This is a genomic window from Xanthomonas melonis, from assembly GCF_020783655.1.
Taxonomy (GTDB): domain Bacteria; phylum Pseudomonadota; class Gammaproteobacteria; order Xanthomonadales; family Xanthomonadaceae; genus Xanthomonas; species Xanthomonas melonis.
Genome location: NZ_JAJGQH010000013.1, coordinates 135,548 through 162,347, shown reverse-complemented (window position 1 = coordinate 162,347; position 26,800 = coordinate 135,548). Strand labels below are relative to the sequence as shown.

Below are 26,800 nucleotides of genomic sequence, written 5' to 3'. Positions count from 1 at the left end.
GATCAACAGGACTGCGCATGAGCAAGATCGCCATCGTGTACTTCAGCGGCTATGGTCACACCGTCAAACTGGCCGAAGCCGTACAAGCGGGCGCCGCCGAGGCTGGCGACGCCACGCTGTACCGCATCGATCAGGATGGCAATCTTCCAGACGAGGCCTGGCAGGCCATCGCTGCCGCCGACGCGGTCGTCTTCGGCAGCCCGACCTACATGGGCGGCCCGCCTTGGCAGTTCAAGAAGTTCGCCGATGCCAGCTCCAAGCCGTGGTTCGCGCAGGCATGGAAGGACAAGATCGCCGCCGGCTTCACCAATTCGGCATCGGTCAATGGCGACAAGTACGCCACAATCCAGTACTTCTGGACGCTGTCGCAGCAGCATGGGCAGGTCTGGGTGGGCACGGGCCTGCTGCCTTCCAACACCAAGGCGCACGGGCCGCAGGACATCAACTGGACCGCCGGTTCGGCCGGTGCGCTGGCGATCTCGCCCTCGGATGCCTCGCCGGAAGAAGCGCCGCGCAGCGGCGATCTGGAAACCGCCAGGCTGCTGGGCAAGCGCGTTGCCGAATTCGCCGGCAGGTTCAAGCGCTGATCCGGCCAGCACGACGGGGGCGTGCAGCCACCGCACTACGCCGGTTGCTGCACGCAGCGCGGAATGGCGATGAGTGGCAAGGCGATTGGCAGGCCTGCGCGCGACGGCACGGCGCCGCTCATCGATACGATCGCTACCTGCGCACGGCCGCCCGGCGGTACTTCCTCATGCCAGACGCCGGGCGTCTTGCGCATGCGCATGACTGGCAGACGCCGGATGCGCCCATCCGCACCCATCGCCGACGCGGACGCTGCTGGCGGTGCACCGCGCAGCGACCCGACGTTAGCGGTCGCGCCACACCACGGTAACGCAGGCCGTCTCACTCTTCCCGATCTTCTGCTGCACGGAGTTCCGCATGCAAACCCGCACGCTCGGCCGATCCGGCCCTACCGTCTCCGCTCTGGGCCTTGGCTGCATGGGCATGAGTGCGTTCTATGGCGACCGCAGCGACGAGGCCGCTTCGATCGCGGTCATCCACCGCGCGCTCGACCAGGGCATCAGCCTGCTCGATACCGCCGACATGTATGGCCCGCACACCAACGAAATCCTGGTGGGAAAGGCCATCGCCGCGCGTCGGCATGACGTGTTCCTGGCGACCAAGTTCGGCATCAAGCTCGACCCAGCCGACCCGTCGGTGCGCGGAATCGATGGCAGCCCTGCATACGTGCGCAGCGCCTGCGAAGCCAGCCTGCGCCGTTTGGGCGTGGACCACATCGACCTGTACTACCAGCATCGCGTGGATCCGGCAGTGCCGATCGAAGACACCGTGGGCGCGATGGCGCGCCTGGTCGAACAGGGCAAGGTGCGCTTTCTCGGTCTGTCCGAAGCCGCCCCCGAGACCATCCGGCGCGCACACGCGGTGCATCCGATCACGGCGGTGCAGACCGAGTACTCGCTGTGGTCGCGCGAACCGGAAGACAACGGCGTATTTGCCACCGTGCGCGAGCTCGGCATCGGCTTCGTGCCTTACTCGCCGCTCGGGCGCGGGTTCCTCACCGGGGCGATCGCTTCACCGCAGGACTTCGAGGCCGACGACTACCGCCGGCACTCGCCGCGCTTCCAGGGCGAGAATTTCGCCCGCAACCTGCAACTGGTCGAGCAGGTGAAGGCGATCGCAGCCGACAAGGGCATCACGGCCGGGCAGCTGGCACTGGCGTGGGTGCTGGCGCAGGGCCAGGACCTGATCCCGATTCCCGGTACCAAGCGGTCCAGCTATCTGGACGAGAACATCGCCGCGCTCGAGGTCGCGCTGATGCCCGACGAGCTTGCGCGTATCGATGCGATCTTTCCGCCGCAGGTCGCGGCCGGCCTGCGCTATCCGGAAGCGACGATGGGCTCGGTGCACCGCTGAAACGCGTCAGGCGACCTACGCGCATGCAGCCCGGCGGGCGATGCGCGTATCGGCAATCGCGCAGGTACCGGCGGCGGCACCGGCCATACCAGGCAACTGTCGCCGGGCTTGCTCACACCCGTGCGGCACGACTGGCTGCACACTGATCGGTGATTCTTCCTTTTTCGCGCACCATGCTGTCCTTCGTGATCCCCGCCCACAACGAGGCCGCACTGATCGAGCAGACGCTGCAGTGCCTGCATGCCTGCGCCAGGACGCTGCAACGGGACTGCGAGGTGATCGTGGTGGCCGATGCCTGCGACGACGACACCGCCGCCATCGCCCGCGCCAATGGCGCACGGGTACTGGAGGTGCAGTTGCGGCACATCGCTGCCACCCGCAACGCCGGTGCCCAGGCCGCGCAGGGCGAGCGGCTGCTGTTCGTGGATGCCGACACCCTGATCAATCCGCAGGCCGTGGCCGCGGCGATGGCAGCACTGGATGCCGGCGCCGTCGGCGGCGGCACGCAGGTCCGTCTGCAGGGCGATCGCGTCTGGCACGAACGCGTGGCGCAGGCCGCATTCGGCTGGTTGTTCCGGCTGTCGGGGATTGCGCCAGGCTGTTTCCTGTTCTGCACACGCGCGGCATTCGCCAGTGCCGGAGGATTCGACACGCGTTACTACGCCGGTGAAGACGTGGCGCTGAGCCGCGCGCTGGCGCGCTGCGGCCGGTTCGTGATCCTGCGTCAGCCCGTGCACACCTCCGACCGCAAGCTGCGCAGTTTTTCCAAGCGCGAGCATCTGGGCCTGCTGCTGCGTTTCCTGTGGCGCGGGCGACGCATGCTGCAGACGCGCGATGCGCTGGGCTTCTGGTATCAGCGACGGCGCTGAACCCGGCGTGTCCGCGTTGCCCGTCTCGCCGCGCGACCTGGCCTCAGGTCGGGACGTGGAATCGTAGGCCACTTACACTGGCGCACTCGTTCCGGTTTCCGAGTCGCACCGCATGCCCCCTCTACACCGACCTGTCCTGATCGCCGCATTGCTCTGTGCGCTGTGCGCCACCGCGGCGTGCCGTCGCGATGGCGCAACGCCCGCCGCCAATGACCGCGCCAAACCCGCGGCCAGCACCCCCAGGCTCGGCGATTTCGGCTTCGACGCGGCAGGGATGGACCGCAGCGTCGCACCGGGCGAGGACTTCGTGCGCTACGCCAGCGGTCACTGGATCCGCAACACGCAGATCCCCGAAGACCGCGCCAGCTTCAACAGCTTCGTCGGTATCGCCATCGATACCGAACAACACAGCCGCGACATCATCGAAGGCGCCGCCGCCAACGATCGGGTCACCGGCGAAGACAAGCAGATCGGCGACTACTACGCCGCCTACATGGACGAGGCCAGCATCGAAGCCAAGGGGGTGCGCCCGGTACAACCGGAGCTGGACGCCATCGCGCAGCTGCAGGACCACCACGCGCTGGCACGCACGCTGGGCGCACAACTGCGCACCGATGTGGATCTGCTCAACGCCACCAATTTCTACACCGACCGCCTGTTCGGCCTGTGGATCTCTCAGGACCTGCACCATCCCGGACGCTATGCGCCCTACCTGGTGCAAGGTGGCCTGGGGATGCCCGACCGTAGCTTCTACCTGGATGGCGGACGCATGGCGCAGCTGCGCGACGCGTATCGGGCGCACATCGTCGCCGTTCTGGAACTGGCAGGGTTCGATGATGCTCCGGCGCAGGCCGCCCGCATTCTCGCGCTGGAGACCGCGATGGCGCGCGTACATGCCACCACCGAGCGGACCAACGACGTGCAGGCCGGTGCGAATGCGTGGAAACAGGCCGATTTCGCCCAGCGCGCTCCCGGTCTGGACTGGACCGCATTCTTCGATGCGGCCGGACTGAAGGGGCAGCAGGACTTCATCGTCTGGCAGCCGCAGGCGTTGATCGGGCTGTCGGCGCTGGTGCAATCGGAGCCCTTGCAGACCTGGAAGGACTATCTGCGCTTTCGGGCACTGGATCGTGCCTCGCCTTATCTGTCCAAGGCATTCGCCGACGCGCGCTTCGCGTTCTACGGCACCGCCTTGCAGGGCACGCCTCAGCAACGTCAGCGCTGGAAGCGTGGCATCGATGCGACCAATGCCGCGTTGGGTGAAGCGGTGGGCAAGCGCTACGTGCAGCGCTACGTCAGCGCGCACACCAAGGCCCGGGCCGAGGAGATGGTCAACAACCTCGTCACCGCATTCGGCCAACGCATCGACGCGCTGGAATGGATGAGTCCGCAGACCAAGCAGCATGCCAAGGCCAAGATCGCCGGACTGACGGTGGCCGTTGGCTACCCGGACACCTGGCGCGACTACAGCGCGCTGGAGGTGCGCCGCGACGACGCGCTGGGCAACGCCGAACGTGCCGAGCTGTTCGAGTACCGTCGCAATCTGGCCAAGCTCGGCAAGGCGGTGGACCACCGCGAGTGGTACATGCTGCCGCAGGAGGTCAACGCGCTGAACGTTCCGCTGGAAAATCGCCTGATCTTTCCCGCGGCCATCCTGCAGCCGCCGTTCTTCGACCCGGCCGCCGACGATGCGGTCAACTACGGCGCCATCGGCGCGGTGATCGGCCATGAGATCAGCCATAGCTTCGACAACATGGGCGCGCAGTTCGACGAACACGGTCAGCTGCACAACTGGTGGACGCCGCAGGACCTGAAGCGATTCGAGGCCGCCGGCGATGCGCTGGCGGCGCAGTTCAGCGCCTACAAGCCATTCGACGACCTGGCGGTCAACGGCAAGCTCACCCTGGGCGAGAACATCGCCGACGTGGCCGGCCTGGCCACTGCCTACGACGCCTACCGGTTGTCGCTGCAGGGCAAACAGCCGCAGACGCTCGATGGATTCAGTCCGGACCAGCGCTTCTTCCTCGGCTTCGCGCAGGCCTGGCGCGGCAAGTACCGCGACGCAGCGCTGCGCAATGCACTGCTCACCGACGTCCATGCGCCGGGGCGTTTCCGCGCGCAGACCGTGCGCAATCTGGATGCGTGGTATCCGGCGTTCGGGGTCGAACCCGGTCAGCAGCTATACCTGGCGCCCGAGCAACGGGTCAGGATCTGGTAGCGGTACCTCCGCGCACCGGATGCGCGCCCGCCGCGGCACGCGCCCGGTGCGCACCGCCGCTGCCGCCCGCACCCGTCACGATCCGTCGGGCCAACGCAGCAACGTGGCCGGCGGCAGCTGCATCCGTCGGCACGCACGCGCCGACACGCCATCACGTAGCGCGATGCGAAACAGCGGCGACAGACCGCGCAGCACCCGTGCCGATGCCTGCGCCTGCGTGCGCTGCACGGCGCTGCGACCCAGCATCTGGCTGGCCCAGGGCGGCAGCAGGGCCATGCCGGCACCCAGAAACACCCCGCGCGACAACCTGGCCGCAGGCACCGGCAACTGGATGCCGGTGAGCACGTCCAGCACCTCGCGCGAGCGGGCGTCCATGCGCAGCGTCGCCCGCACCTCGGCGAAATAGGCATCCACCTGGGCCTGGCTGGCAGGCACGTCGCCGGCGCCCAGGGCTTCGGCAACGCGCCGCGCTTCGTCGTAGTAGCGGTCTGCAATGGCGGTCGGCACGTCGCGACAGTAACGCCGGTATCCCTGCAGGAAGCCATAGGCCTCGGTGACGTGCACCCAGGTCAGCAGGCCCGGATCGTCGGCCTGGTACGCCACGCCGTCGGCGGTGTGGCCGCGGACCTGGGCGTGGATGCGCCGCACGCGCGCGATCAGCCGTTCGGCTTCGGCCACCGGCGCGTAGCTGGTCCCGGCGACGAAGTCGGTGGTGCGCCGCAGCCGGCCGATCAGATCGGAGCGGAAATTGGAGTGGTCGTAGACGCCGGCCAGCGCGCGCGGATGCAGCAACTGCAGCATCAATGCGCACAATCCACCGGACAACATGCCGGGAAACTCGGAGTGCACGCGCCAGGTGACGCTGTCCGGTCCGAACAGCCCGGGGTCGCCCGGTGGCTGGTCGTAGTCGATGGCACTCTGGCCACGCGGGAACGCATCCAGCACCCAGCGGCGGATCCGTTCGGCGGCGGGGGCGGTCAGCGTACGGAAGACGGCGGACATGCCGCGATGATACGCAGCGACCGCCCCACGCGGCCGATGCAACGCCGCGGCCTCATCCGGCAGTCAGCTGCCTGGGCGGGGCTTCATCGCGGCGACCGGTGTGCAGTGCAGCAAGTTCACGCCGGCCTCGCGCCTGTCTTGCGTCAGCACAAACGACAAACCGCCTGAATTCAGCGATTTGTGCGGCAGTGCACGCGATCGCAGCCTCGCGCTGCCGGCGCAGGCATTGTCATGCACACCGAAAGTGCTAGAACTAAGACCGTCCGACGTGGGTGCCCTTTGACCAGGGGCGTGCGCCGGTCGCTCCAGGGCACCGGCCGCGGCCGGTGCAGCAAGTCGTTCGTACCAGCCATCCGTCAGGAGCTTGTCATGATCGCTTTGTTTCAGGGTTTGGGCCTGCTATTGCAGGACAATGCACTCCATCGGCGCCCCTTCGACGAGCAGGTGGCCTACTGGCGCGACAGGACCGACGAACAGCTCGACGAGGAGGTCAACCTGCTCAAGGTGGCAAAGAAGCAGTGGGTGATCGCCTCGATCATCGGCTGGCAGGCAATTTCACTGGTGTTGCTGGGGGTGATCACCCATCAGCTATGGCAGAACGACTACCACCTGACCTTCAGCCGCGTGGTGATCATCTTTACCTCGTGGGTCTCGATCCTGTTCATCATGTGGTACATCGCCGACCTGTTCGATCACAGCGCCGGTTTCGAACGCTGGCTGCGCGCCTTCAACAGCCGTGCGCGGGTGACGCCGGATGCCGACTCGGTCGAGTGCGTGGCCGATGCGCTGGACATGACGCGGCGCTATCCCGAGGTGCTGCGCTACAAGCAGGAAGTGACCTCCAAGCGCGAACTGCGCCACGAGGACATCGTCAACATGCGCGAAATGGGCCGGCTGCGTCGCTATACCGAGCTGTTGCGCGACCTCGATCGTTTCGACGGTGCGCCGCGACTGGTGGCCAACGCGGGCTAGCCGCCGCATCACGGATCCCACCGCGGGTTGGCGGCGAGGCGTCCGAGACTCCGCTGCCGCACATGGACACACGGCCGATGCAGTGCATCGGCCGTGTGCGTTTGGCGGGATGGATACGGGCCAGTTACGTCCGCAGGCGCGTGTGTGCTGTCGCGGCGCTGCGGCGCGGTGCCGTCAGCCGGGTTGCGCCGTCGATGCGGGAGACGACCAGCGCGCGCAATCACGGCGCCCACTGGTCCGAGGAGGGGGCGCTCAGCCCCGCGCCACCGCCTGCTCCACCGAAGGAGTACGCCAGCCGCTGCGCACGCCCCAGATGTAGAACACCGCACCCACCACGGCGACCACGACCAGATCGGTGCCATAGCTCAGATAGCCGTGGCCACCGAAGTCGGTACTGCCGGCCCAGGACACCAGCGCGATGGTGGGCAGGTAGCAGATCATCCAGGCCGCACCCTTGAGGTTGCGGCGCAGGTCCGGCCAGCCCTGCTTGGCCTGGTAGTAGCAGTACACCGGCAGCGCCACGACCATCAGCAGGATGATCTCGCCGGTCAGCGGCCAGCGCGCCCAGTACAGCAGCTCGGTGGCCATCACGAAGGCCACGCCGGCCAGTACCGGCAGCGCGGCGATGCGCAGCGGGCGGTGCAATTCCGGCGCATGGCGGCGCAGCGCCATCGCGCTGATCGGGCCGGTGAGGTAGGAAATGATGGTGGCCACCGAGATCACCGCCGCCAGCGTGCCCCAGCCGCGGAAAAAAAACAGGAACACGAACGACACCGCCAGGTTGAAGTACATCGCCATGCGCGGCACGCCCCACACCGGGTGCAGCTTGCCCAGCACGGCTGGCATGGTGCCGTTCTTTTCCATGCCGTAGACCATGCGCGCGGTGGTGGCGGTATAGGTGATGCCGGTGCCGCTGGGGCTGACGAACGCATCGATGTACAGCAGCATCGCCAGCCAGTGCAGGTTGACGATGATGGCCAGCTCGGCGAACGGCGAGCGGAAGTCGATGCCATGCCAGCCGGCCTTGGCCAGCAGATCCGGCGGCACCGCGCCGATGTAGGCCACCTGCAGGATCACATAGACCAGGGTGGCCAACGCAATCGAGCCCAGCACCGCGAACGGAATGCTGCGCCCGGGGTTACGCGCTTCGCCGGCCAGGTTCACCGGACTCTGGAAGCCGTTGAAGCTGAACACGATGCCGGCGGTGGCCACGGCAGTCAGCACCGCGGCCAGGTCGAGCACGTGCGCATCGCCATGGATGCCGACGCTGAAGTTGTCGCTGTGGAAACCGCTGGCGATCAGTGCCACGCCGGTGGCGGCCGGCACCACCAGCTTGAACACGGTGATCAAGGTGTTGGAGCGTGCGAACAGCTTCACGCTCCAGAAATTCAGGAAGAAATACACCAGCACCAGCACCGCCGAGATCAGCAGGCCCGGCACCGACAATTCACCGGCCCCGCCAGGTGCCTGCACATAGAGCCCTTGCGCCCAGGCCCAGGGCCAGGAGGCCATGTACTGCACCGAGGCCTCGGCTTCGACCGGGATCACCGAGACGATGGCGATCCAGTTGGCCCAGCCGGCAATGAAGCCCACCAGCGAGCCGTGCGAATAGTGGCTGTAACGCACCATGCCACCGGACTCGGGAAACATGGCGCCGAGCTCGGCGTAGGACAGCGCGATGGTGGTGATGATCGCCGCACCCAGCACCCACGCCCAGATGGCGCCGGGGCCGGCCAGGCCGGCGGCGCGCCAGGCGCCGAACAGCCAGCCGGAACCGATGATCGAGCCCAGCCCGGTCAGCATGAGCGCAAAGGGGCCGACGTCGCGGCGCAACGAGTGTTCGGACATGAAGAGCCTGAAGGTGATGGCGCCGTGAACCGGCACAAGCCGGCAATCATCGCAGAAGCGGCCGCTTGTCGTCAGTGCGTATTCAGGTGTGTGGTCGCTCACCGCGGCCGGCGCCGGCAACCGCGCGCCATGCCACGCGCATGTTGCCCGATGGCGCGACGTGGATGGCGACGACTGGTCGCGCCGCTATCCTTCCCAGGAGTGCGGTGGACAGTGGTGCGGCAGTGCATCCCACCGCCAAACGCGCGTGCCGGGCATCAACCGTGGCAATCGGCGGCGGGCGCGGTGGCATCCACGCAGGTATGCGCCTTCGCCGGCACACCGCGCAAGGCGCGGATCTGGCCAGGCGACAGGGCGAAGCGCTCCAGCGTCCTGCGCGCGCAGCCCGGCGCTGACGCGCTGCCGGCGGCAGCGGCAGAACACTGGTCCTCGTACACCAGGTAGTGGCACTGGCCGCTGCTGCTGGCCAGGCAATGCACGTTGGTTTCGGTGGCGGTGACCAGGGTCTTGCTGAAGATCACATCGCGGCCATCGCTGATGGCACGGGTGATCGAGGTGGTGCCGGTGCGTTCGTGGCAGCCGGCCAGGGCAAGCAGGCAGTACACCAGGGAGGCGAGCAGGCGCATGGAGACAGTCCTTTCAAGTCGATGCGATTGGGGAGTTACATGCCGCGGAACAGGCTCATGAAGGGCTGGCTGACGGTGAGCGTCTCGCTGCGGCCGCGCAGGTGCAGCCGGCCCTTGCCGGTATCGTCGCGGACGACCGAGGCCACCGCCTTCATGTTGACGATGGTCGAGCGGTGGATCTGCTTGAACACCTGCGGATCGAGCGCGTCGAGCAGCTCGCGCAGCGGCGTGCGCAGGACGGCTTCGCCGGCAGCGGTCATCACCGTGGTGTATTTCTGATCGGCCTGGAAGTAGGCCACCTCCTCCAGCGCGATCAGGCGGGTCTCGCGCCCGCTGCTGGCGGTGAGCCATGCCAGCGGCGGCGGTGCGTCGCTGGCCGTCGGACGAGCGGACAGGCGTTGCAGCAAGGCTTCCAGCAGGCCGCCATCGGGCTGGCCGGCGGCGGCGCGCTGCTGTACGCGCTGCCAGGTGGCCTGCAGGCGCTTGCGTTCGATCGGCTTGAGCAGATAGTCCACCGCGCCATGTTCGAATGCGTCGATGGCGTACTGGTCGTAGGCGGTGACGAACACCACCTGAGTGCGCGGGCTCACCTCGCGCAGTGCACGCGCCACCTCGATTCCGGTCAGGCCGGGCATGCGGATATCCAGGAACACCACATCCGGCTGCTGGATGGCGATGGCCTCCAGTGCGCTGGCGCCGTCTTCGCATTCGCCCACCACCTGCAGCTGCGGGCAGACCTCGGCCAGCAGTGCCAGTAGCGACTGCCGCAGCAACGCCTCGTCTTCGGCGATCACCGCACGCAAGGCGCTCATGCCTGCACCTGCACGGGTGCCGCGGCGACCTCGGGCAACGGGGGCGGTTGTCGCGCCGGATCGAGCAGCGATGCCGGCAACGGCAACGTGATCGTGGCGGCCACGCCGCTGGGAAAATTGGAGACGATGGCAAAATTCGCCTGGCCGGCGTAGATCAGTTGCAGACGCTCGCGCAGGTTCTTCAGGCCGATGCCGGTACCGTGGCTGTGCGCGTTGAAGCCCTGGCCATCGTCGGCCACGGTCAGCGTGGCCTGGCCATCGACACGGCGCGCCAGGATCCACACCGTTCCGCCGCCGGGCTTGGGTTCCAGCCCGTGCTTGATGGCGTTCTCCACCAGGGTCTGCAGCATCATCGACGGCAGCTGCAGGCTGCGCAGTTCGTAAGGCACTTCCACCTGCAATGCCAGCCGTGTGCCCATGCGGATGCGCAGGATTTCCAGGTAGGCCTGCGTACGTTCGAGCTCCTCGCCGAGAGTGGAGGTGGCATCGTCGGCGCTGGGCAGCGAGCGGCGCAGGTAGTCGATCAGGTGCCCGAGCATGAGGTCGGCGCGTGGCGGATCGGTACGTGCCAATACCTGTGCGCTGGCCAGCGTGTTGTAGAGGAAATGCGGCTCGACCTGGGCATGCAGCAGATTCAGCCGCGCCACCGCCAGTTCCTTCTCCATCACCGACTGTTCGACCGCCGCCTGCTCGTCGCGGCGCAGCTCGCCGACCCGTCGCACCACCGCGCGGTTGATCGCCTCGGCGTTTTCGTAGTTGCTGCCCTCGTCCACCGCGAACAGGTCCACCCATGCGCCAGCATCGGGCTCGCACAAGACCGTGACGCTGCTGGTGCCCTGCCCCGGCGTGATCGTCACCAGCACCTGGTTGTGGGTGATGGCGAAGCGCGCGAACAGATTCCAGCGCGAGGGCTTGCGACCTTCGTATGGGTCGATGCGGCGCACGCGGGCGCGGATCAGCAGACTGCCCGGCGCGCACTCGATGTCCTGCACGCGCGGCAGCGCGCGCAGGGCCTCTTCCACCACCGCAAAACTGGCTCGCGCCTCCAACGGCACTTCGATCTGACGGCGTTGGCGGGTGGACAAGGTGTCGTGGTCCAACCGCCCGGCGATCAGGCGTACGCGCCGCACATGGGTGATCGCGCTCCTCAAGGCAAGCGTCAGCAGCACCATGCACGCCAGTCCGAAGAACGTGCCGGTCGAACCGAACAGCTGTGCCCACATGATTCCCGCCACCACCAACGCGGCAGCCCAGGCGAACACGACACGCACGATCAGAAAGACGCTGGCGGACACGGACAGATGACTCGTTGAGTGGGACCGCAGCGAGCATAGCCGGCACGCGTGGCAGCGAAACCCCCAAGGCGACGAATGGCTGCCAGAGCGCGTTCAAATGCCGGATTCAGCGGACGAAGCCGGGCTGACCGACAGACCCGCGGGCGTGATCGCCTGCCACCGCGTAGCGCAGGCTTGGCCAGCGCGGCCGTGTAGCACCTCGAGGCGTTACCATCGCGCGGTAGCGTCATCGTGCCACCGCCCGACGACTGCCCTGCCACCCACCATCATCCGGAAGTCGCATGCACCGACGTCGTTTCCTGCACAGCGCTGGGCTTGCGCTCGCGACCGCTTCCACTGGCAGTTGGGCGGCTACCAACAAGACGGGCGCCGCGCCTTCCGCACCCTTACCCGCTGCTCCTGGGCCGGATGCGTTGCCCACGCGGTTCGCAGCCGCACCGCCGCTGATGCCGATGCGCGCCTCGGTCGATCGCATCATCGCCATCGATGGCTGCACGCGGCCGTTTCGCGCGCAAGGCCCGCGCATCGAGGCCGAACGCATCGGGCGCAAGACCGTGGTGCACAACTATGGACACGGCGGCAGCGGCTGGTCGTTGTCGTGGGGCGCCGCAGAACTCGCACTGCAGCTGGTGCGTGCGGCCGATGGCGACATCCGGGAGCTGGCGGTGATCGGCTGCGGCGCGATCGGGCTGACCACCGCCCTGGCCGCGCAGCGTGCCGGCCTGCGCGTGCGTATCTATGCACGCGAGCGGCTTCCGGACGTGCGTTCCTTCTATGCCACCGGGGTGTGGTCGCCGGACTCGCGCGTGTGCACCAGCGCATACCCCAGCGCCGACTTCAAGACGCGTTGGGAGGCGATGGCGCGGATCTCGTTTCGTCGCTACCAGACCCTGCTCGGCCTGCCCGGCGAGCCGATCGAATGGCGCGATGGCTATGTATTGTCCGACGTGCCGTTCGATCAGCCGGTCACCTCGGCCGAAGCGCACGAGCCGGACTACCCTGCATTGGAAAGCACGCTGCTGCGCGATCTGGGGCCGCGCTCGCGCCCTGTCGCCGCGGGCAGCCATCCCTTCCCGGTACCGTTCGTGCGCCGCTATAGCCAGCTGACCTTCAACATCAGTGCCTATGCGCGACTGTTGTTGCAGGATTTCCTGCAGGCCGGCGGCGAGTTGCAGACCCGCCATTTCGAACATCCGCGCCAGTTCGGCGATGTACGCGAGAAGGTCCTGGTCAACGCAACCGGCTATGGTGCGCGCGCCCTGCTGGGCGACGAAAGCGTGATCCCGGTACGCGGACTGACTGCACGCCTGATCCCGCAACCGGAGGTCACCTACGGGCTGGTCTGGCGTGGGCACAACCTCAACGTGGTGCCGCGGCGCGACGGACTGCTGGTGCAGGCGCAAGGCGCCAACGACTTCGACAACCCCGATGGCAGGCCCGACCGCGCCGCCACCGAAGCGGCCGTGCGCGAGCTGGCACGGCTGTTTCCCCAAGCCTGAGCCTGAGCCTCCGAGGACCAGCAGACCGTGGCGAGCAGTCCTGCGGCGGGTGCGGACGGTATTCCCGACCCCGAAGGATGACGCGTTGCACATGCTGCACCGGGCACCGCGCGCACCCGCCTGGCGGTGAGTGCAGTCGTTTGCCAACCGCGCCTGGCACTTGAGTTCAGCCGTCTTGCAACGACGCCTGCAACGCGCGGGCCATCGCTGCATCGCCGTTGACCAGCTCGTCCCAACGCAGATTCACGCCCTTGCGTCGCCCCTTCTCGACCAACTTCAAGCCTTGCGGATCGATGCGCAAAGTGTAGGTCTGCGCGCCGATGCGCAACTCGCGGTGTAGCGGTTTGTCCAGCGGCGTCATGTCGAGCCTCGCAGGTTGGTTGGGCACTGCTTGTAACGCATCTAGGTCGGCAAGTGGCGCGATGACGGCGACATGCGAGCAGCGATGACCATCGTGGTCGGTTTGCTCGGACGACATCCTGCCGCTCGCGTCCCCTTACGGCACAGGCCGTCATCGCATCTGGATCACCGTATCCACCAATCCCGCTAACACTCGCGCCGCTAGCGTAGCGATCACGTGGTATCGCCCCGACGACACCTGGCTCCACTGCGACAGATTGCGATGTGGTTGCAGCCACACGATCGGTTTGTGTCATCCAGGCATCGACGGCATGCGCCACAGCGTGTCATCCCCCCATCACCACCAAAGGAGTCATCCATGGCGATCAACACCGTCGAAGAACTGTTCATCCACGAATTGTCGGACATCTACAGTGCCGAGAAGCAGCTCACCAAGTCGTTGCCGCGACTGGCCCGTGCTGCGACCGAGCCAAAGCTGAAGCAGGCGTTCGAGACCCATCTGGAAGAGACCCAAGGCCAGATCGAACGCATCGATCAGGTGGTCGATCTCCTCGGCATCAAGCTCAAGCGCATCAAGTGCGCGGCGATGGAAGGCCTGGTCGAAGAAAGCCGTGAGGTCATCGAGGAGATCGAGGCCGGCCCGGTGCGCGATGCGGCGTTGATTGGCGGCGCGCAGAAGGTGGAACACTACGAGATCGCCTCCTACGGCACCATCGCCGCGATCGCCAAGCAGCTGGGTTACGCCGATGCGTTGCCGCTGTTGCTGGCCACGCTGGAAGAAGAAAAGGCAACCGATGAAAAGCTGACCCTGCTTGCCGAGCAGGGCGGTAACCAGAAGGCATCCAAGGCCAGCAAGGCGGCCTGACCCCTCTGCGCGGGACGCCCAGCGTCCCGCGTTGTCCGCCCCTGCGGACGCATTCAAACAGCCAAGGCCCCACGTTGCTGCGCGCTCCCTGAGTGGTCGTAGTTGCCGGGCGCCAGCCATTGGAGCACCCCCATGTTCATGCACAACAAGCGGTTGATGTACACCGTCCGCGTCGCCCAGCCGAATCCGGATCTGGCCACGCTGATGCTCGAGCAATTCGGCGGACCGCAGGGCGAACTCGCCGCTGCGATGCGCTACTTCACTCAGGCGCTGGGTGAGGACGATCCGGGCCGCAAGGATCTGCTGTTCGATATCGCCACCGAAGAACTGAGCCACCTGGAAATCATCGGCTCCATCATTGCCATGCTGAACAAGGGGCCGAAGGCGGTGTTGTCCGAAGGCATGGAAGAGGCGATGGCAATGCGTTCGATGACGCAAAACAGCACCAGTCACACACAGCAGATCCTGTATGGCGGCGGGCCGGCACTGGTCAATTCCAGCGGTGTACCGTGGACGGCAGCCTACGTGGACAGCATCGGCTGCCCGACAGCCGACATGCGTTCCAATATTGCTGCCGAAGCCCGTGCCAAGCTCGTCTATGAGCGCCTGATCACGGTCACCGACGATCCCGGGATCGTGGATGCGCTACGCTTTCTGATGACACGCGAGGTTGCGCATCAGAAGTCGTTCGAAAAGGCGTTGTATTCGATCGAGCCCAACTTTCCGCCGGGCAAACTGCCGGGCGACCCACGTTTTACCGACACCTACTACAACACCTCGCAAGGCGAGGGCGACATGGTCGGCCCATGGAATGCCGGGGAGCAGTGGGAGGTCGTCGCGGACCGCGAGCAGCAGGCGGCAGTGGACGGCGGAGACGGTTCGGCCACGGTGGCGCTGGATAAGACCCAGGCCGCGGCATTGGACGCGATGTCGCTGCGCCTGCTGTCCAACCCTGAACTGGATCGTGTCACCGGCGCGGATCTGGGGGCGGGTCCGGGTGCAGGGTCCACCACAGGCGACATTCAGCGCTGACGCCAACCGCGCGTCGCACGCGCATGACAAGCCCGGGCCTGCGAGACCTGGGCTTTCTTCTGACTGCACAGAGGAATCGGTATGAACAGTGAAACCACACCTCACACCCGACAGACGGGTCACCACGATGAAGCCGCCGACGCACCCGAGGCTGGGTCCGGTCGCAACGGGTCGCTGAAACGCAGTGATGCCACCGCATCACCGGGCGCTGGTCAACAGGAACAACGCCAAGAGCGGCGTCATCATCATGGCGAAAGCGAACCAAACGAGCACGCGCAACGCGACGGCAGCACGCAGCCCAACTTCGGCCAGACAGGCACCTATGGCAAGCAGCAACATATCGAGGCGCAGCAGCGTGCCATCGATGGCACTGAGAAACGCTGAGCCCGATTGACGCGCACATCGTCCACGCACTGCCCACAGGACCTGCATGTGGCGCGTGTCGCTACCGGTGTGTCATCCCTGCAGTGGGTGCAGTGGCAGCTGGATCCTGCACTCAAGCCGCGTGTCGGTGAGTTCGTACCAGGTGTGCGCCCCATGGCTATAGGGCAGGGCTTTTTCGATCAGGCGCCGTCCAAAGCCCCCCGCTTTATCGCGATCCTCGCGCAGCTGCTGGTTTGCACCTTCTTCGATCCATTCCAGTGCTAGCTGCGTCGATGCGTCGTTACCAGTGACCACGCTCCAGCGCACCGTCAAGCGGCCGGTGTCGACCGCCAGTGCGCCGTATTTGAGCGCATTGGTCGCGAGCTCGTGCAATGCCAGGGCCAGGGTCTGCACCGTGGACTTGCGCAAAGCGACCTCGGGACCTTCCACCACGATGCGCCGATGCTCCGGCTCGGCGCCGAGTGCGGCCAACTCCATCCGCAACAGCGCACCAATGGTGGTCGGCTCGTTTTCAGATTGCGACAACAGACCCTGCACACGTGACAACGCCGACAGGCGATCCTCGAACTTGGCGGCGAACTCGGGCATGCCCTGGCTGCTTTGCATGGTTTGCTTGGCCACCGATTGCACCACCGTGATCAGGTTGCGCGTGCGGTGCTGCAGTTCGGTCACCAGCACACGCTGCTGCTCCTGCAGGCGGCGCAGATTATCCGACTCGGTGGAGGTGCCCAGCCACTCCAGCACCTGACCGCGCTCGTCGCGCACCGGCGCGCTGCGCGTATGGAACCATCGGTACGCCTGCTCGGCCGCACTGAACAAGCGGTGCTCGATATCCAGGCCGCCGCTGGCCGTACTGTCCCGCCATGCATTCATGGTCGACTCGCGATCGTCCGGGTGCACCGCCTGCAACCAGCCCAGCTCCAGGCTGTCGATATCGCTCTGGCCGGTGTAGCTGGACCATTGCGGACTGGACCAGGTCCAGCGGCCGCCATCGAGTGAGCGCCACACCAGCTGCGGGATGCCTTCCATCAAGGTGCGCAGGCGTTGTTCGCTGCTACGCAGCGCGCGCTCGGCACGCGTGAGCGGAGTCACGTCCAGGAAGGTCAGCACCGCACCGCCGATGAAGTTGTCCACCGTGCGGTACGGCAACACCCGCACCATGTACCGCGCGCGCGTGCTGGGATTTTCGACCTCGCGATCAAGCACGGCCAGGGTACGGATCACCCGCCGCGCATCTTCCTGCAGATCCTCGTAATCCACATGCAGCTTGATGTGGCTGATCGGGCGATGGATGTCGCTCTCCACCAGCGGCAGGATGTCGGTGACGGCCGGCGTGAAGTTGGTCACGCGCAACTCGTTGTCGAGAAATACGGTGGCGATCTGCGTGCTTTCCAGCAGGTTCTTCAGATCGCTGTTGGCATGCGCCAACTCCTGCACGCGGTGCGCCAGTTCGCCGTTGACGGTGGTCACTTCCTCGTTGACCGACTGCAACTCTTCCTTGGAGGTCTCCAGCTCCTCGTTGGCGCTCTGCAGCTCTTCATTGAGCGACTGGTATTCCTCGTTGGAGGACTTGAGTTCCTCGTTGGTACTCTCCAGCTCCTCGATCATCGACTGCAGGCGCTCGCGGGTGATGCGCAGTTCGTTTTCCAGCACCTGTACGTGACCGCTGTCGTGTGCGCTGTCGCGCGGTGCCGACAGCTCCAATGGATCACGCGCCTCCACCTCCTGAAACAGCACCACGTACCCACGCGGCACTTCCGCATCGGAGGTCGGCTCGACGAACAGGTTCACCGTCCAGGTCGCAGCGTCTTCGTGCACCTGGATGCCCCTGACATGCACCGGCGAGCGGTCCGCCTCGGCGCGACTGAGCGCACTGCGCAGATCCAGGCGCAAGTCGCGATGGATCAGATTGAGCAGGTTGAGGCTGGGCGTACCGCCACCGGGACGGATGAAACGTCCCGCCTGCGAGGAAAAGTGCAGCACATCGAAATGTTCGTCGAGCACCGCATAGGCAGGCGCGTAGCGGTCGGCGATGCGCTCGCCGGCGCGCACCAGCGCACTGCTGGAATTACGCTGCCGTTGCGGCGGTGCCGGAACCCTGGTAGCTGCCGCCACTTGCATGGCGGGAAAGGTGGCGTGCACGTTGTTGTCGGCATCGATGCGCTGAAACACCCGAAAGCTGCGCTCTACCGGTGTAAACAACTGCGCGTGCCGCGACACGTTCTCCGCATTGCCGAGAAACAGATAGCCGCCGGGCCGGATGGCGAAATGAAAGATCGGGATCACCCGATTCTGCAGCTCTGCATCCAGGTAGATCAGCAGATTGCGGCACGACACCAGATCCAGCCGGGAAAAAGGCGGATCCTTGACGATGCTGTGCTGGGAGAACACGCACAACTCACGCAACTCCTTGCTCACCACATAGGTGTCGCCTTCCTTGACGAACCAGCGCCGCAGGCGCTCGGGCGCCACTTCGCCCACGATGCTGGAGGCATAGCGTCCCACCCGTGCGGTAGCCAGCGCGCGCCCGTCGATATCGCTGGCGAAGATCTGGATCCGCGGCGCGGTGTCCAGCGTTTCGGCGTGTTCGCGCAGCAGCATCGCCAGTGAATAGGCCTCTTCGCCGGTGGAGCAACCCAGCACCCAGACGCGCAGGCTGTCTCCGGTGTGCTTGCCCTGAAACAAGCGCGGGATCACCTGCTGCTCCAGAAATTCGAACTCGCGGCGGTCGCGAAAGAACTTGGTCACACCGATCAGCAGATCGTTGAACAGCTGCAACGGCTCGTCGAAGCGATTGCGCAGGATCTCCAGATACTGCTCCAGCGTTGCCACCTGTGCGACCTGCATGCGCCGTTGCACACGGCGCAGGAAGGTAGCGCGCTTGTAGCCGTGAAAGTCGTGACCGGTGGTATTGCGCAGGATGCCGGCGACCTGGCTGAGCTTGTCGCTCTCGCTGCCGTTGCGTACGCCCACCGGCGCCGGATGACCGAAGCCATGGTGGCGCTGCATATGCGCGGCGATGCGCGCAGCGACCTGAGGGAGTGGCAGGATGTCGTCGGTGATGGCGGCGGGGTTGCTGGCGCTGCGCAGGTCCAGTCCATGCAGCGAGACATCGTCCACGGCCAGCGCCAGGCCGCCGCATTCGCGAATGGCTGCTGTGCCCAGCGTGCCATCGCCGTCGAAGCGCCCCATGATCAGGCCGATCACATTGCCGTCCTGATCGTGCGCCATCGATACGAAGAAGCTGTCGATCAAGCCGTGATCGCTTTCGCCACCGGGCAGTGCACGCAGGCGGATGCGGCCTTCTTCCAGCGTCACCACGGTATCGCCGGGCGGCAGGTAGAAGCGTCCGGGCTGCAGCCGATCGCCGTCGCCGGGCACCACCAACAGCGTGGCCTGTTTGCCGAGCAACTCGCGCAGGCGCGCCTCATCCAGCAACTGGCGGTCGCGCAGCAGCAGGATGATGGCCAGATTCGACGCTCCTGCGACCGCATCGATCAGTTCCGCCAGGCGGCCCGCATCCATGCCGGCAGCGCCCACGCCAAGGACGAACAAAGCAGGTTGGGTATCGGCGTCAGGGACGATGTCGTTGGGAATGGCTTGGTCGTCGATCATGTGGGCGGTGTCGTTGGTGCGCTCGAGCCGAGGGCAGCCAAGGATGATGGCGTAAAGCGCGCCAGACCGCCACGCAGTGGCTGTACTGCAGTGACTGTACTGCAGCGGTCGCCTGCTGCGCAGGCCGCTCTTGGAAGCGCCTGCTTGCGCGCCCCGTTAACCTGCGTCGGGCGCACCATGGCCTTACGCGCACTTCGATGCGCTCGCCGCCCTGGAGCTTGCCATGCAGGACAATGCACCCAATTGCCGTCGCATTCTCGTTGTCGAAGACGATTATCTGCTGGCCGAATCGCTCAACGACCTACTTGTGGAGGCCGGTGTGCGCGTGGTGGGACCCGTCGGCAATATCGCAGACGCGCTTTCGCTGATCGCATCGGGCCAAGCCATCGATGGCGCCTTGCTGGATGTCAATGTGCGCGGCCATGCAGTCTTCCCGGTTGCCGACGCCCTGATGGAGCGCGGTGTGCCGTTTTCGTTCTGCTCTGGCTACGACCGCCACACCTTGCCCAAACGCTTTGCGCATCTGTCCTATTGCATGAAGCCCTACAACGCGCAAACCATCACCAGCCTGCTCGGCCAACAGACCGATTCGACCGCTCACTGATCGGCGCCAGCCAGCCCCGCCGCATCCGTCGACACGTCCGCGGACTGCTGCAGCGCGCGCTCTTCTTCGCCGAGCTGGTTGAGCAGCTCTACTGCTGCCTGATGCGCGTTGCGCAGCGTTTCTACCGGCTTGGACGATTCATGACGCAATGCGTACAACGCGAAACCCATCACATTGAGACGGTTGCGCAACTGGTGCAGCAATTCGCGCCGCTGCCCGCGCGGTTGATCAGCCACTACGCATCCTTGCCGCTGAGCCGGTTATGCAAGGTCCGCACGCTGATGCCCAGTTCGCGGGCGGCCGCCTTCTTGTTGAAACGCGTGCGTGCCAGCGCCGATTCGATCATCGCGTCTTCGGCCTGGCGCATGGTCCAGCCCACAGGAATCATCAGCCCATCTTCGGCCGCCTGGGGGACGGTCTGCTCCACATCCGGTGCGCTCAGCTGATCGCCATCCGAGCGCAGATACAGATAGTGGATGAACGAGCGCAGCTCGCGCACATTGCCCGGCCAGGCGTGATGGGCCAGGTAACGCAGCAACGACTTGGTCGGCAGCTTGCGCTTGCCGTACTTGAGGTTGAGCTCGTCGATCATGCGCAGGCCCAGCACGCGCACATCGCCGCGGCGTTCGCGCAACGGCGGCACCTGGATCGGATACTCGTTGAGGCGGTAGAACAGGTCCTCGCGCAGCACTGCCTGCTCGCGCTGTACATGCTGATGCGTGGCTGCGATCACGCGCGCATCCAGCGGAATCTCCTCGTTGCCGCCAACCCGCATGAAGCTGCGCGACTCGATCGCCCGCAGCAGGTACACCTGCAGGCGCTTGGGCATTTCGCCGATCTCGTCCAGGAACAGCGAGCCACCCGCGGCCTGTTCCAGAAACCCGGCATGCCGGCGATCGGCGCCGGTGAAGCTGCCGCGCTCGTGGCCGAACAGCTGGCTGGCCAGCAACTCTTCGGGAATGGCGCCGCAGTTGACCGGCACGAAGCGGCCGCGACGGCCCGACACCCGGTGGATCGCACGCGCCACCAGGTCCTTGCCGGTGCCGGTTTCGCCGGTCACCAGCACATTCAGATCGGTCGGCGCCACGCGCACGATGTCCTTGCGCAGCATCGCGATGCTGTCGCTATTGCCGATGATGCCCAGATTGCCTCGCTGCGCTTCGCGCAGGCCGCCGAGCACGCGTTCCAGGCGTTCCGGCGCGAAAGGCTTGGTCAGGAACTCGCTCACACCGAATTGCTGCGCGCGTCCCTGGGTTTCATAGGCATAGTCACCCGACACCACCACGATCTGCGGGGTCTGGTCCGGATCCAGCCGCTCGATCAGATCGAAGCCGCTGCCATCGGGCAGACCGACATCAACCACCAGCAGATCGGGGAAATTGCTGTCCAGCCAGCGGCTGGCCTCGCCCAGGGTGTGGATTCCCTTGGCACGGAAGCCGCTATCGGTGGCCAACTCCACCACCTGATCGCAGAACTCCACGTCGTCGTCGATGATGGCGCAGGAAAGACGGTCCATGAGCGCTTCTGTCCGCAATGACTAGTACATGTTCAGTTGAGAATTGTGACAGCGGCGCGAAGACGCCTGCCTATCACACGGATATGCATGTCGTGATACAGCGAGAGGTGGCATTCGGGCGGCGCGCCTCCCCTAGTCGAGCTCGCCATCGTGGATGTACATGCAGTACGCACGGATGTGCCCGGATTTTCCAGTGCCAAGCGTCATGCTTGGGGCTGCTGACCGGTGCTGAATCGGCGAATCGCCAAGTAGCGCAAGGTTCTGCCGCGGATGGCGCAAAGTGTGGGATGGCGACCGAGCGGCCCGAAACCACCCATGGTTCCGCTGGCGTGCTGCGCCGCACCCTCGCCACCGGCGGCGCATCCGTTGCGTGTGCTCCTAGGACGTGGGGATCGATTGGATCACATGCAAGCCGCACGCCCGCGTCTGGCAGGGACGGACAGGGAAACATGGACATATGGAGCAAACACCAGCGCATGCCGGACCTCAGGCGCAGCATGTCTGTTTCCACTTGGCGGCGAGAAGCGAGGGGCCTGCGGACAGACCGACCGTCGTCAACGCCTTTCCGAGCCATCCGGGCGCTCGTAGTCGCGCTCCGGGTCGACCTTGTTGACGTCCGGATCCTCATCCGGCATATCGCGATCCTTCCACTGTGCATCCTCGTTGCGATGCTCCTGCGGCGTGAACGGCTTTTGCTGATCGGACTTCGGTCCCCACGGCTGCCTGGATTCGCTGCTCATGTGGCTACTCCTGCGGTGTCGTGCAGTCACGCTAGGCGCTGTTGCATTGCAGGGCGGTGAACGCCGCCGTGGCGTGGCGTGAAAGCGTTGGTAGCGCGCAAGGTAAACCTGGTGCGTGTCGGCGGCTCGCAGTTTTACGCACCGGTCTGCGAATGCGGCGCCTGCACTGGCTTGGATTGCGGTGAGTCCTTCTGCCGCAGCCAGATGGTCAATACCACCAGCGAGAACACCGCCAGGAATTCGCTTTGCCAGTTCTGCATCGATTCGAACCAGAAATCCGCGCCTGTCAGATGATCGATCACGCGGATCGGAGGCTGCCCGCGCTGTGCGCGCTCGAGCAGCTCCAGTCGCCAGCTTCCGATCAAATGCAGCACGAAGCTCATCATGAACAACGCTGCGAAGGCGATGGCCAGCGAATGTCCGTACAGCACTCGCCACAGACCACCTGCGCGAACCGGCCAGGGAGCCGGTCCGGCAGCGATTGCCCCCTGTTCGTCGGCGGGGTCGAGTGGGCGCGATTCTGCCGAGCCCGCCTGGCGCAGCTTCACTGTCAGCAGCACATACATGCCCATCTGCAGGAACTCGCTTTCCCAGTTCTCGAACAGTGCAGACATGAAGTGCGCACTGTGCAGATAGGCAGCCAGCGCAAGTGCCGGCTGTCCTTGCTCGGCCAGTTCCTGGTTATATGCATGCAGCCCTGCATAGATCTGTGCGCCTATGAACAGCAGGGTCAGTGAGAGCAAACACAACGACAAACCATTGCGACGCAGAAACATGGCTCACCTCCAGACAGGATGGGCAGTATCGAACCCCATCGGCAAGCACGACATGAAGAACGACTCGCCTGCATGCAACCGCAGCCGTCCGCAAAGAGTGCGGGCCACCCACGCCACGCGGGTGGCAGCACACACCCCGCCCACATCGCCTAGCCCGAACGTTTACGTCTGCGCACCCACACTGCAGGTCTCCCCCGCTCCCACAGGAGACGCCCCATGGCCGTACCCAACTACCCGCGCCCGCCCTTCAAGCCGCAGCAGCAAAGTTTCCCAGGAAAGACCGAAAAAATGGACCCACGCCCGGATCATGGTGAAGACAGCTATGTCGGCCATGGTCAGTTGAAGGGCAAGCGCGCCCTGATCACTGGCGGCGACAGCGGTATCGGCGCCGCGGTCGCCATCGCGTATGCACGCGAAGGCGCTGATGTTGCGATCGCCTATCTGCCGACCGAGCAGGCCGATGCCGAAAAGATCGGCGCATTGATCGAGAAGGCGGGTGTCAAGGCGCTACTGGTCGCTTGTGACATCAGCGAAGAGCGGCAGGCACAGAGCCTGATCGAAAGCGTACGCAACGCGTTCGGAGGTGTGGACGTGCTGGTGAATAACGCAGCGTACCAGGCCTTCTATCAGAACTTCGAAGACATCACACTGGAAGAATGGCGCAAGACTTTCGATACGAACGTGCACGCAGTCTTTCATCTGGTGCAACTGGCAGTCCCGTTGATGACCAAAGGCGGTTCCATCATCAACACCGCGTCGGTGCAGTCCAAGAAACCCACGCCGAACATCCTTCCCTATGCGGCAAGCAAGGGAGCATTGGCCAATCTCACCATTGGCCTGGCCGGCGTACTGGCCGACAAGCAGATCCGCGTCAACGCGGTGCTACCCGGCCCGATCTGGACGCCCTTCATACCGGCCGGCATGGACGAAGAATCGGTCAGCACCTTCGGCGAGCAGACCCCAATGGGACGCCCAGGCCAACCGGCGGAACTGGCATCTGCCTATGTCATGCTGGCCGCAGATACCGCGAGCTACACCTCCGGTACGTTGCTGACCGTATCGGGAGGCGCCGTGACGCTGTGACCATTGGAGCGAATGACGAGGACTGCCACGGCGTCGCTTTCCTCACGCACGAACCGCACATACGCGGCGTGACAATTCGCGGCATAGCGCCTTTGTCCATGGCCGGCAATGTGCCGGCCATCCCCTGTTTGGAGCCGGGCGCGCATGGGTCGGGCGCCATGCTCACCGGGAGGGTACAGCTCGTGCAGCGGTAACGCGGTCTGGATGAGCGCAATGTCACCGGCGGGTCTGCTGGCCAGAGTCGCTGGCTGGACCGCCGCTGATGATCTGCTGATCCGGTTGACCGATCAAAACCTGCCAAAGGTGCGATGAGAACATCTGCGCACGGGCAAGGATGTGCAAGGGCATGCTTCTACAAAGATTGCGAACAGCCGGCGCAGCACGGTCTTCAGGGGGGCGAAGGGGCACCCGTCCTCACGGGGATTTCCGCCCCAATCGCCGAGTTCTTGCGGCCTGTCAACGCCTCATCAAGCATTCGGCGCGTTGAACCGAACACGATTCAACCGGCCGTGGCGCTGCGCTTTGGCAGCACCACGGCATCGCTTCTCAGTGCACCTGTGTCTACTTCGCACGCAAGGTCTTGGCATGCTCGAGATGCTCGGCAATGGTGGCGCGCGTGCGCTGCAGTTCCTTGCCCAGTTCGCTGGAGCCCGGCTCGCTGCTCAGTTGTGTATCGAGCAACGCCAGTGCCTGCTCGTGGCTGGTTACGCTGACCTGCAGATAGCGTGTCTCGAAACTCTGGCCGTCCAGCTGTTCCAATTGCTTACGGGCCCCTTCCGACCGGGCCGCGGCGGCCTGCGCCATCGCACCGACGCGGTCGGGTGCGAAGCGGCTCAGGTCGGTCAGCGCCGCGCTGTGCGCCTCGTCCATCTTGCGCGCGAATTCCAGCACCGAACCCTGCACGCCTTTCATCACAGCCAGCTGCGCCAGCGTGCGCTCCTGTTCGTTGAAGACCGACAATGCACCCAGCGCCTGCTTGCGATCGCCACCCGTATTCATCGCGCCTTGCAGGGGATCTCCATGCGGCGGCGTTCTGTCGAACGCAGCGCTTTGTCGGTCCTGCAGCAGGCTCGGGGCACGCAGCGACTGGCCTGCCTGCTCCTGATGGCGCTGCCATGCCTTGTAGGCCACGTAACCGACCGCGCCGGCGGTCACCATCCTGAAAAGTCCCATTGTTGCCTCCTGATTGATCGCCTCACGGCGACGGTTGTGGAATGAATGCCAGAGCCCGTAGCGGACACCACGGTGGCGGCCGGGCACGGCAAGTGAGCGTGCGAGCGCGCGGGTTATCCAGACGTGACCTGCGCATCAACGCCACGTCGCAGATGCCACGTACACGCCCTGACCACGTGCCCTGCTGATCGGCTTAACGCTGCGCGGCGAACACTGCGCGGCCCTGATACCCCACCACGCCCTCGGAGGCTTCCATGCTTGCGCTCAACTATCACGGCTCGCGCGATGTACGCGTCGAAACCGTCCCGGATCCGGTACTTGTCGAACGCGATGACCTGATTCTGCGGGTCACCGCGACAGCCATCTGTGGATCGGACCTGCATCTGTATCGCGGCAAGATTCCCGACCTGCGCCATGGCGACATTCTCGGCCACGAATTCATGGGCATCGTCGAAGATGTCGGCCCCGACGTCACCGCGGTCAAGCGTGGCGACCGCGTCGTGATTCCATTCGTGGTGGCCTGCGGGCGCTGCTTCCATTGTGTGTTGCAGGAGTTTTCCGCCTGCGAAACCACCAACACGGGCAAGGGCGCCGCACTCAATCACAAGGACATCCGCCCCCCGGCCGCATTGTTCGGCTTCAGCCATCTGTATGGCGGGCTATCCGGCGGCCAGGCAGAGTACGTGCGCGTGCCCAAGGCCAATGTCGGGCCGCTGGTGGTGACCGACGCCCTGCATGACGAGCAGGTCTTGTTCCTGTCCGACATCTTGCCTACCGGATACCAGGCCGTGGTGGATGCCGGTGTCAAGCAGGGATCCACGGTGGCGATCTTCGGCGCGGGCCCGGTGGGACTGATGGCGGCGGCATGCTGCCGCATGCTCGGTGCCGAACGCATCTTCATGGTGGACCGCCTGGCATATCGGCTGGACTTCGCTTCGAAGGCGTATGGCGTCATTCCGATCAACTTCGACGAAGTCGACGACCCGGCCGACATCATCGTGTCGCAGACCGATGGCCGCGGCGTGGATGCCAGCATCGAAGCGGTGGGCTTCGAAGCCGAAGGCAGCGCCCTCGAAACTGCGCTGACCAATCTGAAGCTGGAAGGCAGTAGCGGCGTTGCCATTCGCCAATGCATCGCCGCCACGCGCCGCTGCGGAGTCGTCAGCGTACCCGGCGTCTATGCGGGCTTCATCCACGGCTTCATGTTCGGCGACGCATTCGACAAGGGCCTGACCTTCAAGATGGGGCAGACACATGTGCAGAAGCATATGCCGTACCTGCTGGAACGCATCGGCAACGGGGAACTCAAGCCGAACGCCATCATTTCGCATCGGATGCCGCTGGCGGACGCAGCGCGCGGGTACGAGGTATTCGACAAGAAGCAGGACGACTGCCGCAAAGTGGTGCTGACGCCGTAGGTGAGTCGCGTCGCACGGCACGATGTTCGCCAGCGCTGCGGCCTTCGATGAAAGCCGCAGCGCTACGGTTCTCAGCCAGCCCTCGTCCTGATGGTGGGGCAACCGAAGGATCAAGCACCGCTGCCGACCAGGGCGTGCGAACGGAGGGGTCCCGC

General features: G+C 65.4%; 24 protein-coding genes. 12 read left to right on the top strand and 12 right to left on the bottom strand.

All coding sequences use genetic code 11. From position 1 onward, the window contains the following. Positions 1-17: 17 nt before the first annotated feature. The 4 genes from LL964_RS14410 to LL964_RS14395 all read left to right on the top strand — a co-directional run bounded on the left by LL964_RS14410 (position 18) and on the right by LL964_RS14395 (position 5,025). Positions 18-587, top strand: coding sequence for a flavodoxin family protein (locus LL964_RS14410; RefSeq protein ID WP_104585258.1), 570 nt, complete (start codon positions 18-20; stop codon positions 585-587). Positions 588-942: 355 nt separating this feature from the next. Beyond that, entirely contained in the window at positions 943-1,938 is a 996-nt protein-coding gene (locus LL964_RS14405) for an aldo/keto reductase (protein WP_104585260.1), read from the top strand. A 173-nt stretch (positions 1,939-2,111) separates the two neighbouring features. Further along, entirely contained in the window at positions 2,112-2,807 is a 696-nt protein-coding gene (locus tag LL964_RS14400; protein ID WP_104585262.1) for a glycosyltransferase, read from the top strand. A gap of 112 nt (positions 2,808-2,919) precedes the next feature. Beyond that, complete coding sequence (locus LL964_RS14395; RefSeq protein WP_104585264.1) at positions 2,920-5,025, top strand: M13 family metallopeptidase; 2,106 nt, start codon at positions 2,920-2,922, stop codon at positions 5,023-5,025. 75 nt (positions 5,026-5,100) lie between these two features. Here LL964_RS14395 and LL964_RS14390 read toward each other — a convergent pair whose 3' ends face one another. Beyond that, the gene (locus tag LL964_RS14390) at positions 5,101-6,027 is read right to left on the bottom strand and encodes an oxygenase MpaB family protein (protein WP_104585266.1); all 927 of its coding nucleotides are present in this window, start codon (positions 6,025-6,027) and stop codon (positions 5,101-5,103) included. 369 nt (positions 6,028-6,396) lie between these two features. Between LL964_RS14390 and LL964_RS14385 the strand changes: the two genes are divergently transcribed. Next, positions 6,397-6,999, top strand: a complete 603-nt coding sequence (locus tag LL964_RS14385) for a hypothetical protein (protein WP_228329460.1) — start codon at positions 6,397-6,399, stop codon at positions 6,997-6,999. Positions 7,000-7,251: 252 nt separating this feature from the next. Here the strand turns inward: LL964_RS14385 and LL964_RS14380 are convergent, their stop codons facing one another. The 4 genes from LL964_RS14380 to LL964_RS14365 form a co-directional block, all read right to left on the bottom strand. Continuing rightward, on the bottom strand, positions 7,252-8,847 hold the full coding sequence (locus LL964_RS14380) for an APC family permease (protein ID WP_104585621.1): 1,596 nt from the start codon (positions 8,845-8,847) through the stop codon (positions 7,252-7,254). A gap of 257 nt (positions 8,848-9,104) precedes the next feature. Further along, complete coding sequence (locus LL964_RS14375; protein WP_104585270.1) at positions 9,105-9,473, bottom strand: hypothetical protein; 369 nt, start codon at positions 9,471-9,473, stop codon at positions 9,105-9,107. Positions 9,474-9,508: 35 nt separating this feature from the next. Beyond that, a complete protein-coding gene (locus tag LL964_RS14370; RefSeq protein ID WP_104585272.1) occupies positions 9,509-10,285 on the bottom strand; it encodes a LytR/AlgR family response regulator transcription factor in 777 nt (258 codons plus the stop codon). Beyond that, entirely contained in the window at positions 10,282-11,580 is a 1,299-nt protein-coding gene (locus LL964_RS14365; RefSeq protein WP_104585274.1) for a sensor histidine kinase, read from the bottom strand. Before LL964_RS14365 ends, LL964_RS14370 begins: the two co-directional genes overlap by 4 nt. Before the next feature lie 281 nt (positions 11,581-11,861). Between LL964_RS14365 and LL964_RS14360 the strand changes: the two genes are divergently transcribed. After that, positions 11,862-13,079: an FAD-dependent oxidoreductase gene (locus LL964_RS14360; protein WP_104585276.1), complete on the top strand. Its 1,218-nt coding sequence runs from the start codon at positions 11,862-11,864 to the stop codon at positions 13,077-13,079. Between the two features lie 166 nt (positions 13,080-13,245). Here LL964_RS14360 and LL964_RS14355 read toward each other — a convergent pair whose 3' ends face one another. Then, positions 13,246-13,440: a hypothetical protein gene (locus LL964_RS14355; protein ID WP_104585278.1), complete on the bottom strand. Its 195-nt coding sequence runs from the start codon at positions 13,438-13,440 to the stop codon at positions 13,246-13,248. Positions 13,441-13,797: 357 nt separating this feature from the next. Here LL964_RS14355 and LL964_RS14350 point away from each other — a divergent pair, with 357 nt between their 5' ends. The 3 genes from LL964_RS14350 (at position 13,798) to LL964_RS14340 (ending at position 15,720) form a co-directional block, all read left to right on the top strand. Further along, a complete protein-coding gene (locus LL964_RS14350) occupies positions 13,798-14,304 on the top strand; it encodes a YciE/YciF ferroxidase family protein (RefSeq protein WP_104585280.1) in 507 nt (168 codons plus the stop codon). Between the two features lie 132 nt (positions 14,305-14,436). Further along, positions 14,437-15,336 carry a manganese catalase family protein gene (locus LL964_RS14345; protein WP_104585282.1) on the top strand — a complete coding sequence of 300 codons (900 nt, stop codon included), beginning with the start codon at positions 14,437-14,439 and terminating at the stop codon, positions 15,334-15,336. An 81-nt stretch (positions 15,337-15,417) separates the two neighbouring features. Continuing rightward, the gene (locus tag LL964_RS14340; RefSeq protein ID WP_104585284.1) at positions 15,418-15,720 is read left to right on the top strand and encodes a hypothetical protein; all 303 of its coding nucleotides are present in this window, start codon (positions 15,418-15,420) and stop codon (positions 15,718-15,720) included. A gap of 72 nt (positions 15,721-15,792) precedes the next feature. Here LL964_RS14340 and LL964_RS14335 read toward each other — a convergent pair whose 3' ends face one another. Then, a complete protein-coding gene (locus LL964_RS14335; RefSeq protein WP_104585285.1) occupies positions 15,793-19,335 on the bottom strand; it encodes a CheR family methyltransferase in 3,543 nt (1,180 codons plus the stop codon). A 223-nt stretch (positions 19,336-19,558) separates the two neighbouring features. Here LL964_RS14335 and LL964_RS14330 point away from each other — a divergent pair, with 223 nt between their 5' ends. Continuing rightward, positions 19,559-19,939, top strand: a complete 381-nt coding sequence (locus tag LL964_RS14330; protein WP_104585286.1) for a response regulator — start codon at positions 19,559-19,561, stop codon at positions 19,937-19,939. Here LL964_RS14330 and LL964_RS14325 read toward each other — a convergent pair. From LL964_RS14325 to LL964_RS14310, 4 genes are all read right to left on the bottom strand, one after another. Beyond that, positions 19,933-20,175, bottom strand: coding sequence for a hypothetical protein (locus LL964_RS14325; RefSeq protein WP_167395184.1), 243 nt, complete (start codon positions 20,173-20,175; stop codon positions 19,933-19,935). The two genes, LL964_RS14330 and LL964_RS14325, sit on opposite strands and share 7 nt — an antisense overlap. Continuing rightward, positions 20,175-21,455, bottom strand: coding sequence for a sigma-54-dependent transcriptional regulator (locus tag LL964_RS14320; RefSeq protein WP_146092309.1), 1,281 nt, complete (start codon positions 21,453-21,455; stop codon positions 20,175-20,177). The genes LL964_RS14325 and LL964_RS14320 overlap by 1 nt, the downstream gene beginning before the upstream one ends. Positions 21,456-22,009: 554 nt before the next feature. After that, positions 22,010-22,195, bottom strand: coding sequence for a hypothetical protein (locus LL964_RS14315; protein ID WP_104585289.1), 186 nt, complete (start codon positions 22,193-22,195; stop codon positions 22,010-22,012). A gap of 134 nt (positions 22,196-22,329) precedes the next feature. Beyond that, on the bottom strand, positions 22,330-22,971 hold the full coding sequence (locus tag LL964_RS14310) for a DUF6766 family protein (protein ID WP_104585290.1): 642 nt from the start codon (positions 22,969-22,971) through the stop codon (positions 22,330-22,332). Positions 22,972-23,187: 216 nt separating this feature from the next. Between LL964_RS14310 and LL964_RS14305 the strand changes: the two genes are divergently transcribed. Further along, entirely contained in the window at positions 23,188-24,054 is an 867-nt protein-coding gene (locus LL964_RS14305) for a glucose 1-dehydrogenase (protein ID WP_104585292.1), read from the top strand. Positions 24,055-24,615: 561 nt separating this feature from the next. Here LL964_RS14305 and LL964_RS14300 read toward each other — a convergent pair. Then, positions 24,616-25,227: a DUF4142 domain-containing protein gene (locus tag LL964_RS14300; protein WP_104585295.1), complete on the bottom strand. Its 612-nt coding sequence runs from the start codon at positions 25,225-25,227 to the stop codon at positions 24,616-24,618. A 254-nt stretch (positions 25,228-25,481) separates the two neighbouring features. Between LL964_RS14300 and LL964_RS14295 the strand changes: the two genes are divergently transcribed. Next, positions 25,482-26,645 carry a zinc-dependent alcohol dehydrogenase gene (locus LL964_RS14295; protein WP_104585296.1) on the top strand — a complete coding sequence of 388 codons (1,164 nt, stop codon included), beginning with the start codon at positions 25,482-25,484 and terminating at the stop codon, positions 26,643-26,645. The last annotated feature ends 155 nt before the right edge of the window (positions 26,646-26,800 follow it).